Annotated in this window: 11 protein-coding genes; 9 read left to right on the top strand and 2 right to left on the bottom strand. The window is 73.0% G+C overall.

Going from position 1 to position 12,407, the window contains the following annotated elements; genetic code table 11:
• Nucleotides 1-8: 8 nt before the first annotated feature.
• The gene (locus AMYTH_RS0116080; RefSeq protein ID WP_027931192.1) at nt 9-737 is read left to right on the top strand and encodes a mycothiol-dependent nitroreductase Rv2466c family protein; all 729 of its coding nucleotides are present in this window, start codon (nt 9-11) and stop codon (nt 735-737) included.
• A gap of 148 nt (nt 738-885) precedes the next feature.
• Nucleotides 886-2,004, top strand: a complete 1,119-nt coding sequence (locus tag AMYTH_RS0116075; protein WP_027931191.1) for an NDMA-dependent alcohol dehydrogenase — start codon at nt 886-888, stop codon at nt 2,002-2,004.
• Here AMYTH_RS0116075 and AMYTH_RS45015 read toward each other — a convergent pair whose 3' ends face one another.
• On the bottom strand, nt 2,005-3,516 hold the full coding sequence (locus AMYTH_RS45015) for an MFS transporter (RefSeq protein ID WP_037322565.1): 1,512 nt from the start codon (nt 3,514-3,516) through the stop codon (nt 2,005-2,007). It lies immediately after the preceding gene.
• An 84-nt stretch (nt 3,517-3,600) separates the two neighbouring features.
• Here AMYTH_RS45015 and AMYTH_RS0116065 point away from each other — a divergent pair, with 84 nt between their 5' ends.
• The 7 genes from AMYTH_RS0116065 to AMYTH_RS0116035 all read left to right on the top strand — a co-directional run bounded on the left by AMYTH_RS0116065 (nt 3,601) and on the right by AMYTH_RS0116035 (nt 11,514).
• Entirely contained in the window at nt 3,601-4,191 is a 591-nt protein-coding gene (locus AMYTH_RS0116065; protein ID WP_027931190.1) for a TetR/AcrR family transcriptional regulator, read from the top strand.
• 53 nt (nt 4,192-4,244) lie between these two features.
• On the top strand, nt 4,245-5,990 hold the full coding sequence (locus tag AMYTH_RS45010; RefSeq protein WP_037322564.1) for a flavin-containing monooxygenase: 1,746 nt from the start codon (nt 4,245-4,247) through the stop codon (nt 5,988-5,990).
• On the top strand, nt 5,983-7,479 hold the full coding sequence (locus AMYTH_RS45005) for an outer membrane protein assembly factor BamB family protein (RefSeq protein ID WP_051362699.1): 1,497 nt from the start codon (nt 5,983-5,985) through the stop codon (nt 7,477-7,479). The genes AMYTH_RS45010 and AMYTH_RS45005 overlap by 8 nt, the downstream gene beginning before the upstream one ends.
• Nucleotides 7,480-7,488: 9 nt before the next feature.
• Nucleotides 7,489-8,796, top strand: a complete 1,308-nt coding sequence (locus tag AMYTH_RS0116050; protein WP_027931189.1) for a sensor histidine kinase — start codon at nt 7,489-7,491, stop codon at nt 8,794-8,796.
• The gene (locus AMYTH_RS0116045) at nt 8,793-9,455 is read left to right on the top strand and encodes a response regulator (protein WP_027931188.1); all 663 of its coding nucleotides are present in this window, start codon (nt 8,793-8,795) and stop codon (nt 9,453-9,455) included. Before AMYTH_RS0116050 ends, AMYTH_RS0116045 begins: the two co-directional genes overlap by 4 nt.
• An 83-nt stretch (nt 9,456-9,538) precedes the next feature.
• Nucleotides 9,539-10,423 carry an ABC transporter ATP-binding protein gene (locus AMYTH_RS0116040; RefSeq protein ID WP_027931187.1) on the top strand — a complete coding sequence of 295 codons (885 nt, stop codon included), beginning with the start codon at nt 9,539-9,541 and terminating at the stop codon, nt 10,421-10,423.
• On the top strand, nt 10,423-11,514 hold the full coding sequence (locus AMYTH_RS0116035; protein ID WP_027931186.1) for an ABC transporter permease: 1,092 nt from the start codon (nt 10,423-10,425) through the stop codon (nt 11,512-11,514). The genes AMYTH_RS0116040 and AMYTH_RS0116035 overlap by 1 nt, the downstream gene beginning before the upstream one ends.
• Nucleotide 11,515: 1 nt before the next feature.
• On the opposite strand, the gene AMYTH_RS0116030 is transcribed toward AMYTH_RS0116035, so the two are convergent.
• Nucleotides 11,516-12,388 carry an exodeoxyribonuclease III gene (locus AMYTH_RS0116030; RefSeq protein WP_027931185.1) on the bottom strand — a complete coding sequence of 291 codons (873 nt, stop codon included), beginning with the start codon at nt 12,386-12,388 and terminating at the stop codon, nt 11,516-11,518.
• Nucleotides 12,389-12,407 lie beyond the last annotated feature (19 nt).

Raw genomic sequence — 12,407 nt, 5'->3', positions numbered from 1 at the left:
TGGCCGTCATGGCCGGCACCGACCTGCGCTTCTACTTCGATCCCGTCTGCCCGTTCGCCTGGATGACGAGCAAGTGGGTGCGGATCGTGCAGCGGCAGCGCGACTACGACGTGGACTGGCGGTTCATCTCCCTGCGGCTGCTCAACGCCCACATCGACTACGACGCCCATTTCCCGCCGGAGTACGAGGCCGGGCACACCGCGGGGCTGCGGCTGTTGCGGGTCGCCGCGCGCGTCCGGCACGAGCGCGGGCGGGAGCCGATCGGGGCCTTCTACCAGGCGCTGGGGGAGGAGACCTTCGAGCGTGAGCCCGTGCCCGGCGGCGTGGCCGCGGCCACGCACCACGGCGTCCACGACCTGGCGACCGGGGCGCTGAGCCGCACGGGACTGCCGGCGGACTACGCAGACGCGCTCGACGACCCGTCGTGGGACGCGGTCATCCAGGCGGAGACGGACGAGGCGCTGACGCTGACCGGCAAGGACGTCGGCACGCCGATCCTGCACTTCGAGCCGCCCGGGGGCACCGCGCTGTTCGGCCCGGTGATCAGCAGGCTGCCCGGCGAGCGCGAGGCCCTCGAACTGTGGGAGCACGTCGTGGCGTTGTCCCGGTTCCCCGGGTTCGCCGAGCTCAAGCGCAGCCTGCGGGAACGGCCGCAACTGCCCGCGTTCGGCGTGCCGCCCGGCGAGGCCGGGATCCAGGAGGACTGGCACGGCGGAAGCCGGCGACAGCGCCGCTGACCCTGCGGCGTCTACACCGGACAGTGCACCGCCGGGACGGCCGGCGGCGCCGGGAGCGCCGGACCGTACGCCGCCGCCGGCTCCTTGACGCGAATTAGAACCTGTTCTACCTTCGGCCAGTCGGCGTTGTATTGGTGGAAGGTGGGCAATGATGCGAACCCGTGCGGCCGCGCTGCTCGAACAGCCGGGCAAGTGGCAGATCGTGGACATCGACCTGGACGAGCCCAAGGAGCACGAGGTCCGGGTCCGCTTCGCGGCGGCCGGCCTGTGCCACTCCGACGACCACGCGACCACCGGTGACATGCCGACGCCGCACCTGCCGCTCATCGGCGGGCACGAGGGCGCCGGCGTCGTCGAGGCGGTCGGGCCGGGCGTGCGCAACCTCGCCGTCGGGGACCACGTCGTCGCGCAGTTCGTGCCCTCCTGCGGGCGCTGCGAGGCCTGCTCGTCCGGCCGCGGCAACCTCTGCGACCTCGGCATGTACGCCCTGAGCGGCTGCATGGCCGACGGCACCTACCGTGCCCACCTGGACGGCGCGGACGTCGCCCAGATGACCATGGTCGGCACCTTCGCCCAGCACGCGATCGTGCCCGAGTTCTCCCTCACCAAGATCGACCCGGAGATCCCGTTCCACGTCGCCGCCCTGCTTTCCTGCGGGGTGCCGACCGGCTGGGGCTCGGCCGAGTACGGCGCCGAGGTGAAGGCCGGGGACACGGTGATCGTGATGGGCGTCGGCGGCGTCGGCATGAACGCGGTGCAGGGCGCACGTGCCCGGGGCGCCGCGCACGTCCTCGCGGTCGACCCGGTGGCCTTCAAGCGCGACAAGGCTCTGGAGTTCGGCGCCACCCACGCGTTCGCCGACATCGACGAGGCCGCCGACTTCGCCCGGTCGGTCACCAACGGGCAGGGCGCGCACTCCGCCGTGGTCACCGTCGGCATCACCACCGGCGACCACGTCGCGCAGGCGGTCAACGCGATCGGCAAGTTCGGCACGGTCGTGGTCACCGGCATCGGCGACGTCAAGGACGAGGGCCTGCCGATCAACCTGTGGGCGCTGTCGATGATGCAGAAACGCATCCAGGGCGTCATCTTCGGCATGGGCACCCCGAGTTACGAGATCACCCGGCTGGCCCGCATGTACCAGGCGGGCACGCTCAAGCTCGACGAGCTGATCACGACGACCTACCGGCTGGACGAGGTCAACCAGGCCTACGCCGACATGCACGCCGGACGCAACATCCGTGGCGTCATCCTGCACGAGAGCTGATCAGCGCGGTGGGCGCAGGCACGCGGCGGCGACGACCCCGGCCGCGACGATGCCCGCCAGCGCCAGCAGGCTGAACCACATCCCGTCGGAGAACGCGGCCCGCGCGGCGTCGGCCACCTGCCGGCCCGCCGGGCCCAGCTGTCCGGCGACCGCCAGTGCCCCGGCGAGCGACCCGTCCGCGGCCTCCCGCGCCACCGCCGGAAGCGCCTCCGTCGCCGGGCGCACCGCCGGGGTGTAGGTCGCCGACAGCACGCTCCCGGCGAGCGCGATCCCCAGCGCCGCGCCGATTTCCCGCGTCGCGTCGTTGACCGCGGACGCCACGCCGTACTTGTCCGGCGGCACGTTGTCCAGGATCGCGCTGGTGGCCGCGGGCGCGGTGAGGCCGAGCCCGCCGCCGAGCACGAACACCGCCACCGCCAGTTCCGGGTACGAGCTGTCCGGCCCGAGCCGGCCCAGCAGCAGCACCCCGGCGACCACGACGACCAGCCCGAGGCAGGTCAGCGCGCCCAGCCCGATCCGCTGCGCGACGTGGGCCGAAGCCATCGACAGCGGCAGCAGCGACACCGCGATCGGCCACAGCACCAGGCCGGACGCCAGCGGCCCGTAACCCTGCACCAGCTGCAGGTACTGCGCCAGCACGTACAGCGCGCCGAACGCCGCGGTGAACTGCACGGTCACCGACACCGACCCGGTGGCGAAGGCGCGGTTGCGGAACAGCCGGACGTCCAGCAGTGGCGCCGCGTGCCGCGCCTCGAACCACGCGAAGACCCCGCCGAGCACGACCCCGGCCGCCAGCGCCACGATCACCTCGGCGTCGGCCCACCCCACGTCCGCCGCCCGCAGGATGCCGAACACCAGCGCCCCGATAGCCAGCGCGCCGAGCACGGCGCCGACCGAGTCGAATCGGTGGTGCACCCGCTCGCGCGAGGTCGGCACCGTCACGCAGGCCAGCGCCAGCAGCAGGGACAGCACAGCCGGGCCGAGGAACACCGAATGCCACGAGAAGTGCTGCAGCAGCAACCCGGCGATCACCAATCCGCCCAGACCGCCGAGTCCCGCCACCGCCGCCCAGATGCCGATCGCCCGCCCGCGGCGCTCGGGCGGGAAGCTCGCGTTGATGATCGACAGGGTGGCGGGCATGATCATCGCCGCGCCCAGCCCGGTCAGCGCCCGCGCCGTGATCAGCCAGGCGGGCGATTCGGCGAGCAGGGGAGCGGCGCAACCGGCCGCGAACACCACCAGCCCGATCACCAGCACACCGCGACGGCCGTAGCGGTCGCCCAGCGCGCCCATCGGCAGCACCAGCGCGGCCAGCACCAGCGTGTAGACGTCCACGATCCAGGTCTGCTGCGCCTGCGTGACGCCGGTGTCCGCGGCCAGCGCGGGCAGCGCGGTGTTGACGATGGTGACCATGGCGATCACCAGGCCGACCGCCGAGCACATCACGCCCACGGTCCACGCGCGGCGCGCTGCCGAGGACGACGAGAGCCCGGACCGTGCGACGACGCGCATGCCACCTCGTTCCGACAGGAAACGAAACCATCGGTATCGTAGCAGTACTGGCAGTTCTGAAAACAGCTCTGGGAGAATTCCGCCGTGACGACGCAGCAGGTGCCGGGCCGCCGTGATCCGCGGCTGGACCGGTCGCGCTCGGCGATCCTGTCCGCGGCCGTCGCCCTGCTGTCCGAGGGCGGCGTCCGGGCGGTGACGATCGAGGCGGTCACCTCGCGCAGCGGTGTCGCCCGGTCCACGCTGTACCGGCATTTCCCGAACAACACCGAACTGCTGGCCGCGGCCTTCCGTGAACTGCTGCCACCGCTGGACCCGCCCGCCGGCGGCACGCCGCGCGAGCGCCTGCTCCGCCTGGTGCGGGCGCAGGCCGGGCAGATCGAGGGCGCTCCGGCGATGGCCGCGCTGGTGTGGATGGCCGCGATCGGCCTGGACGGCGGGGGCGCGCCGGACGAGGGCGAGCGCGGCCGGCTCGCCGCGCTGCGCGAGCACGTCGTGGACACCTATCGGCGTCCGTTCGACGCCGTTCTCGCCGACTGCCTGCCCGGTGAGGAGGACGTCGACTTCGCGGCCGCCCGGCTAGTCGGCCCGCTGCTGTTCAACGCCCTGATCCTGCGGCGCCCCAGCGACGCGGCCTTCTGCGCGCGCCTGGTGGACGACTTCCTCGCCCGTGCCTGATCGGCCGAGCTGCTACTGTTAAATCACTCGGTTGATTTAACAGGGGGCTCTGCATGGAACTCGACCTGGCCGCGCTGCGCGCGAAGTACCGCGCCGAACGCGACCGCCGCATCCGGCCCGATGGCGCCGCCCAGTACCAGGGCGCCGAGGGCGCGTTCGGCTACTACGCCGACGACCCGCACGCCGACCCCGGGTTCACCCGCGAGCCGTTGCGCGACGAGGTCGAGGCGGTGGTGATCGGAGGCGGCTTCGGCGGCCTGCTCGCGGGCGCCCGCCTGCGCGAGGCCGGGGTGGAGAGCATCCGGGTCGTCGAGAAGGCCGGGGACTTCGGCGGCACCTGGTACTGGAACCGCTATCCCGGCATCCACTGCGACATCGAGTCCTATGTGTACCTCCCGTTGCTGGACGAGCTGGGCTACGTCCCGGAGTGGCGCTACGCCCCGGGCGCGGAGATCCTCCGGCACGCGCAGGCGATCGGCAGGCACTACGACCTCTACCGCGACGCCTGCTTCCAGACCGGCGTCACCGAGCTGCGCTGGGACGAAACGCACTGGATCGTCAGCACCGACCGCGGCGAGCGCATCCGCGCGCGGTACGTGGTGGTCTCCAACGGCACCCTCGACCGGCCCAAGCTGCCCGGCATCCCGGGCATCGAGGCCTTTCGCGGCCACACCTTCCACACCAGCCGCTGGGACTACGGCTACACCGGCGGCGACGCGAACGGCGGCCTGACCGGGCTCGCGGACAAGCGGGTCGCGCTGATCGGCACCGGGTCGACCGGGCTGCAGGTCGTCCCGCACCTCGGCCGCGACGCCGCGCACCTGTACGTCTTCCAGCGCACCCCGTCTACTGTGGACGTCCGCGCCAACCGGCGCACGGACCCGGAGTGGGCCGCGCGGCTGGAACCGGGCTGGGCGTCGCGCCGCCGGGAGAACTTCCTGCGCGTGATCAGCGGCTACCCGGTGGACGAGGACCTGGTGTCCGACTCCTGGACCGGCAGCGCCGCGCTGCTGGGCAACATCACGCCGACCGGGATGCGCACGATGACGCCCGAAGAGGAGGAGCTCGCCGATTTCCGCAAGATGAACGAGCTGCGTGCCCGCGTGGACGCGCTCGTGGCGGACCCGGTCACGGCCGAGAAGCTCAAGCCGTGGTACCGCTACGCGTGCAAGCGGCCCGGGTTCAGCGACGAGTACCTGCAGACCTTCAACCGGCCCAACGTGACGCTCGTGGACACCGCCGACTTCGGTGGCGTGGAGCGGATCACCGGCAGCTCGCTCGTCGTCGGCGGCGAGGAGTACGAAGTGGACTGCATCATCTTCGCCACCGGGTTCGAGGTCGGCAAGTCCGACGTGCTGACCGGACGGCTGCCGGTGCACGGCCGGGACGGGCAGTCGCTGCTGGGCAGCTGGCGGAGCGGGCCGCGCACGCTGCACGGCTTCTACAGCAACGGGTTTCCGAACCTGTTCCACCTCGGCCCGCTGCACAACGCCAGCTCGGTCAACTTCGTGCATGTCCTGGACGAGCAGGCCACGCACGTCGGCGCGGTCGTCGCCGAAGCCCGCAAGCGCGGTGCGACGGTCGAACCGACCGTCGCGGCCGAGGACGAGTGGCTGCGCACGATCGAGCGGACCGCACCCGACCTGGAACAGTTCCTCGCCGACTGCACGCCCGGCTACTACAACAACGAAGGCAAGCCACGCAAGCGCCAGTCCTTCGGCGAGGGGCCGGTCGCGTTCCACGAGCTGCTGCGCGAGTGGCGCCGGGGTCCCGGGCTGGCCGAGGTGCTCGGTGGGTAGCCGGATCGTCCCGCCGGCGCCGATGCGCGGCTCCAACGGGGTCGCGTTCGGGCCGGACGGCCGGTTGTACGTCGCGCAGTTCCTCAGTGGACTGATCAGCGCGGTGGACCTCGCCTCGGGCGACGTCGAGGTGGTGGCCGGCGCGGACAGCCCGGTGCGCTCACCGGACGACCTCGCGTTCGGCGCCGACGGGTCGATGTACATCACCGACCTCGTGCCGGGGCGGGTGTGGCGCCGCGCGCCGGACGGGGAGTACGCGCTCGTGTCGGACGACGTGGCGCTGCCCAACGGCATCGCGTGCGCGGGCGACCGGTTGTTCGTCAACGAGATGCGGATGGGCGGCCGCCTGCTGGAGCTGTTCCCCGGCGGCGGGGAGCCGGTGGTGCTCGCCGACGGGCTGGCGATGGGCAACGCGATGCAGCTCGGGCCGGACGGGTTCCTGTACTACCCGCACATGATGACCGGCGAGGTCTTCCGCGTCCCACCGGACGGCGGCCCGGCGGAGCTCGTGGCCGACGGCGTGCACGAGCCGGTCGCCGTGCGGTTCGACCGGGGCGGCGCCCTGCTGGTGCTGTCGCGCGGCAGGGCGGGGATCGTGACGCGGATCGACGCGGGCGGGCGGTCCATTGTGGAGACCGGGATCGCGGGGCTGGACAACGCCGCGTTCGACGACGAGAACCGGATGTTCGTGTCCAGCTTCGCCGGCGGCGGGATCGCCGAGGTGCACCCGGACGGGCGGTCGCGGGAGGTCGTGCCGCGCGGTCTGGCCGGCCCGTTCGGGGTGACCGTCGACCTGGCGGGCACGGTGTCCGCCGCCGACCACTACCGCGTCACCCGGGTCGGCGACACGGGCGTGACGATGCGGGAGATGCTGGTGTTCAGCCACGGCATCGCCGCGGACGGCCCGCTGCTGCACGTCACTTCCCAGTACGGCGACGTGCGCACCTACGACCCGGCGACGGGGACGGTGCGGACGCGGGCGACGGGACTGGCGCAGCCGATGGGCCTCGCGGTGGGGGACGGTCGGCTGGTGGTGGCCGAGTCCGGGGCCGGCCGCGTGGTGGCGATCGACGCGGACGACGTGCTGACCGTGCTCGCGGAGGGGCTGTCCCGGCCGGTGGACGTCGCGGCGGCCGACGGCACCTGGTACGTCAGCGACGAGGCCGCCGGCGCGGTGCTGCGGCTGCCGGAGGCGCTGCCCGTGGCCGCGGGACTCCAGGCGCCGCAGGGGATCGCCGTGCGGGGGAACGAGTTGTTCGTGGTCGAGGCCGGCGTGGGCCGTCTGACGGCGGTCGGCCTGGGCACGGGCGAGACCCGGGTCGAGGTCGAGGACCTGGCTGTCCTGCCGCCGGCAGGGGAACCGTTGTTCGCACACGGGATGCCGGGGTTGCCGGGCCGCTTCGCCGGCGTCGCGGCCGCACCGGACGGGACGCTGTACGTGGCCGCCAACGGCGAGGGCACCGTCGTGCGGGTGCCGTCCGGTAGGTAGTTTGGCCGGGTGGGGACAGCGGAGGAGGAGCCGGACTGGAGCCGGTGGCAGCGGCCCGGTCCGACCGCCCGGCAGCGGCGTCAGGACGTCTTGCTGGCGTTGCTGGTCCTGCTTACCTCGGCCGGGATGCTCGTGCTGATCAACAGCATGGGCGCCTACGCGTTCGGCAGCGCGCCGTCGCTCACCGAGCAGCTGGTGTGGACCGCGGCGCTCACCCTGCCGCTGGCGCTGCGCCGCCGGTTCCCGCTGGTCGTGCTCGCCGTGGTGGGCGTGGTGTTCATCGCCGCGCAGGTACGCCGCATCGGTGACGGGTTCATGCCGTCCGTCGCGTTGTTCCTGGCCATCTACAGCGCGGGCGCGTGGGCGCGCGACCGCCGGTGGGCGCGGTGGACGCGCATCGCCGTGATCGTCGCGATGTTCACCTGGCTCGCCGTGGGGCTCGTCTGGTTCCTCGTCGAGCCCAGCCCGTTCCCCGGCGCGCGCGGGCCGCTGGATCCGGTGCTGGCGACCGTGCTCTACCAGGTCGTGTTCAACCTGATGTTCTTCCTGGCGGCCTACTTCTTCGGCGATCTCGCGTGGCGTTCCGCGCGCGGCCGCGCGGAGCTGACCCGGCGCGCGGAACAGCTGCGGGCCTCGCAGGAGGAGAACGCCCGCGGCGCCATCGTCGCCGAGCGCATCCGCATCGCCCGTGACCTGCACGACGTCGTGGCCCACCACGTGTCCGTCATGGGCATCCAGGCGTCCGCGGCGCGCCGGGTGCTCGGCACCGACCGGGACCTGGCCGCCTCCGCGCTGCACACGGTCGAGGAGACCGCGCGCACCGCGATCAGCGAGCTGCGCGGGCTGCTCGGCGTGCTGCGCGCGGATCCGCGGGGCGAACCGGATCCTGCCGCCGGCCACGAGGCCTCGCCGGGGCTGGCGGAGCTGCCGCGGCTGGCCGCCGCGACCAGGGCGGCCGGGGTCGAGGTGCGGTACGGCGAGTACGGGCAGCCGCGCCCGGTCCCGGACAGCGTGGCGCTGACGGCGTACCGGGTCGCGCAGGAGGCACTGACCAATGTGGTCAAGCACGCCGGCGCGCGCACCGCGGAGGTGCGGGTGCGGTTTCTCGACACCAGCCTGGAGGTCGAGGTCACCGACGACGGGCGGGGCCGCGCCGCCATGACCGCGGGCGGCGGGTTCGGGCTGCGGGGCATGCGGGAGAGGGTCGCCGTGCACGGCGGCGAGTTCGAGGCCGGGCCGCGCCGCGACGGCGGTTTCCTGGTCCGCGCCAGCCTGCCCACCCGCGCCGCCGACCGTGAGGAGCTGACGCGACCGTGACACTGCGGGTGGTGCTCGCCGACGACCAGGACCTGGTGCGTGCGGGCTTCCGGGTCATCCTTGGGACGGAGCCGGGCATCGAGGTCGTCGGCGAAGCCCGTGACGGGGCCGAGGCGGTCGCGGTCGTCGAGCGCACCGCCGCCGACGTCGTTCTGATGGATGTGCAGATGCCCGGGCTCGACGGTCTGGAGGCCACCCGCCGCATCCTCGGCGACCGGCCCGCCGAGGCCGGGGTCAAGGTGGTCATCCTGACCACGTTCGACCGGGAGGACTACCTGTTCGAGGCGTTGCGCGCGGGCGCGAGCGGGTTCCTGCTCAAGAACGCCTCGCCGGAGGACCTCATCGAGTCGGTCCGCGTGGTCGCCCGGGGCGACGCCCTGCTCTCCCCGGAGGTGACCCGGCGGGTGATCAGCCGGTTCGCCGCGCCCGCGCCGGTGACCGGGAACCGCCCACCGGAGCTGACCGACCGCGAGTTCGAGGTCCTGGTGCTGATGGCGCGCGGCGCGAGCAACGGCGAGATCGCCGCCGAGCTGGTCCTCGGCGAGACCACCGTCAAGACGCACGTGTCGCGGATCCTGCGCAAGCTCGGCCTGCGGGACCGCACCTCCGCCGTGGTGTACGCCTACGAGCGCGGGATCGTCGCCCCCGGCGGCGGCTGAGCGGGGTCCTCCGCCAGGAGGACCCGCGGATTCGATCTCCGGCCGGACGCCCGGAACGCCACGTGCGCCTAGCGTTTCCGGACATGTTGACCGTGACCTCCCTGTCCCGGAGTTTCGGCGAGCACCGGGTCCTCGACGACGTGTCCTTCGAGGTCCGTCCGGGGCGCATGACCGGGTTCCTCGGCGCGAACGGGTCGGGCAAGACCACGACGATGCGGATCGTGCTGGGCGTCCTCGCCGCGCACGGCGGCACCGTCACCTGGTGCGGCCGCCCGATGACGCCCGCGCAGCGCAGGCGGTTCGGCTACATGCCCGAGGAACGCGGGCTGTACCCGAAGATGAGGGTCGGTGAGCAGATCACCTGGCTCGGCCGCATGCACGGGCTCGGCGAGGCCGCGGCCCGCGCCGCCACCGCCAAGCTCCTGGAGCAGCTGGAACTGGCCGACCGGGCGGGTGACCGGCTGGAGGAGCTGTCGCTGGGCAACCAGCAGCGGGCGCAGGTCGCCGCCGCCCTCGTGCACGACCCGGACATGCTCATCCTGGACGAGCCGTTCTCCGGGCTGGACCCGCTCGCCGTCGACATCGTGCTGGGCGTGCTGCGCGAACGGGCCGCGGCAGGTGTGCCGGTGCTGTTCTCCAGCCACCAGCTCTCGCTGGTCGAGCGGCTGTGCGACGACGTGGTGATCATCTCCGGCGGCACCATCAAGGCCGGCGGGACCCGCGAGGAGCTGCACGCGCGGTACGGGACGGCGCGGTTCGAGATCGTCGTCGGCGGTGACGCGGGGTGGGTGCGGGACGAGCCGGGCGTCGACGTCGTCGAGGTCGACGGCCCGCGGGCGGTGTTCGACCTGACCGGTGACGGGGGCGGTGAGCAGCGGGTGCTCGCGTCCGCGCTGCGGCGCGGGGAAGTGCGCAGTTTCGTGCCGGTCGTGCCCTCGCTCGAGGAGATCTTCAAGGAGGCCGTGTGATGACGTCCGTGACCGACCTGGGCGAGGACGCCTCGTTCTGGGCGCAGACCCGGCTGGTGGCCGCGCGCGAGATCGGAACCTTCCTGCGTTCCAAGGGGTTCTGGGTCGGGCTCGTGCTGATCGTGGCCGGCCTGTTCGCGGCCGCGGTGCTGCCGTCGGTGTTCGCCGGCGGCCCGCCGTCCGTCGCGGTCGTGGGACCGGCCGCGGCGCAGACGGTGTCCGGTGTGGACCTCGACGTCCGCGAGGTCGCCGACGTCGCCGCCGCCCGCGAACTGGTGCGCTCCGGGGACGTCGACGCCGCGATCCTGCCGGACGCCGGTGGGATCCGCGTGCTCGGGATGTCCAGCACGCCCACCGAGGTGGTGCAGGCGCTGAGCACCGCCCCGCCGGTCGAGCTGCTCGAGCCCGGTGCCGTGGGGCACGGCGCGCAGCAGTTGGTGATCATGGTGTTCGCGCTGGTGTTCTTCCTGATCGGCATGGGCGGTATCGCCATCGCGCAGAGCACCGTCACCGAGAAGCAGACACGCATCGTGGAGATCCTCGTGGTGACCGCGCCGGTGCGGGCGTTGCTGGCGGGGAAGGTGCTGGGGCACACCGCCCTGGCCGTGGGACAGCTGGTCGTGCTCGCCGTCGCCGCGCCGATCGCGTTGTCCCTCGGCGGCCAGACGGCGCTCCTCGGGGTCGTCGCGCCCGCGCTGGGCTGGTTCGTGCCGTTCGTGTGCGCGGGTTTCGTGTTGCTGGCGGCGATGTGGGCGGTCGCCGGGTCGGTGGTGAGCAGGCAGGAGGACCTCGGATCCAGCATGGGCCTGGTGATGCTGCTGGTCATGGGGCCCTACTTCGCGGTGATGTTCTTCTCCGGCAACGCTTCCGTGCTGGCGGTCCTGTCCTACCTGCCGTTCTCCGCCGCCGTCGCGATGCCGGTGCGCATGTTCACCGGCGAAGCCCAGACCTGGGAGGCGCTGCTCTCGCTGGGCGTGCTGTGCGCGTCGGTGGTGCTGGTCGTGCTGCTGGCCTCCCGGCTGTACTCGGGAGCGCTGTTGCAGATGGGCGGCAAGGTGGCGCTGCGCCGGGCGTGGCGCAGCGCGGCCTGACTCACTTCGACTGCGGCAGCGTGACCTTGCCCTTGCGTCCCCGTGGCGCGGACGGCGGCGGCACGACCGGGCCGATGTCGCCGTCGGGGGCTTCGTCCAGGTCGACGATCACCGGGGCGTGGTCGCTCGGCCCGGTGCCCTTGCGGGCGTGCCGGTCGACCCACGCCGCCGCCACCCGGCCGGCCACCGGGGCCGAGGCCAGCACCAGGTCGATGCGCATGCCGAGGTCCTGGTGGAACATGCCGGCCCGGTAGTCCCAGTAGGTGAAGACCCGTTCGTGCGGCCAGCGGTCGCGGACCACGTCCCGCAGGCCCAGGTCGGTGAGCGCGGCGAGGGCGGCGCGCTCCGGTTCCGTCACGTGGGTGTGGCCCTCGTAAGCGGCGGGGTCGAAGACGTCGGCGTCGGCGGGCGCGATGTTCATGTCGCCGCACAGCATGGCGGCTTCCGGGCCGCCGGCGACGACCTCCCGCAACGCCGCCAGCCACGCCAGCTTGTACTGGTAGTGGTCGGAGCCGGGGGTGCGGCCGTTGGGCACGTACAGCGAGTGGATCCGGACGCCGCCGCAGGTCGCCGCCACCGCGCGCGCCTCGGGGTGCGGGAAGCCCGGCGCGCCCGCCAAACCGGTGACGACGTCGTCGAGGCCCACCCGGGACAGGATCGCGACACCGTTCCAGCGCGGTTCGCCGGCCAGGGCGGTCTCGTAGCCGCGGTTCGCGAGCTCGTCGCCGAGCAGGTCACGGAAGGCTTCGTCGGACAGTTTGGTCTCCTGCAGGCACACCACGTCCGGCTGCCGCTGGTCCAGCCACGGCAGCAGCCTCGGCACCCGCTGCTTCACGGAGTTCACGTTCCAGGTCGCCACACGCACGCTGCCCACGCTAGTGCGGATACGCCCG

The organism is Amycolatopsis thermoflava N1165, from assembly GCF_000473265.1.
Taxonomy (GTDB): Bacteria; Actinomycetota; Actinomycetes; order Mycobacteriales; family Pseudonocardiaceae; genus Amycolatopsis_E; species Amycolatopsis_E thermoflava.
Note: the sequence above shows the minus strand (reverse complement) of the source record. Positions and strands in the feature narration are given on the sequence as shown.

Excerpts from the sequence above, each read along its gene's own strand:
- AMYTH_RS0116080 (WP_027931192.1), top strand. The coding sequence starts at position 9 with ATGGCCGGCACCGACCTGCGCTTCTACTTCGATCCCGTCTGCCCGTTC.
- AMYTH_RS0116075 (WP_027931191.1), top strand. The coding sequence starts at position 886 with ATGATGCGAACCCGTGCGGCCGCGCTGCTCGAACAGCCGGGCAAGTGG.
- AMYTH_RS45015 (WP_037322565.1), bottom strand. The coding sequence starts at position 3,516 with ATGCGCGTCGTCGCACGGTCCGGGCTCTCGTCGTCCTCGGCAGCGCGC.
- AMYTH_RS45010 (WP_037322564.1), top strand. The coding sequence starts at position 4,245 with ATGGAACTCGACCTGGCCGCGCTGCGCGCGAAGTACCGCGCCGAACGC.
- AMYTH_RS0116040 (WP_027931187.1), top strand. The coding sequence starts at position 9,539 with ATGTTGACCGTGACCTCCCTGTCCCGGAGTTTCGGCGAGCACCGGGTC.
- AMYTH_RS0116035 (WP_027931186.1), top strand. The coding sequence starts at position 10,423 with ATGACGTCCGTGACCGACCTGGGCGAGGACGCCTCGTTCTGGGCGCAG.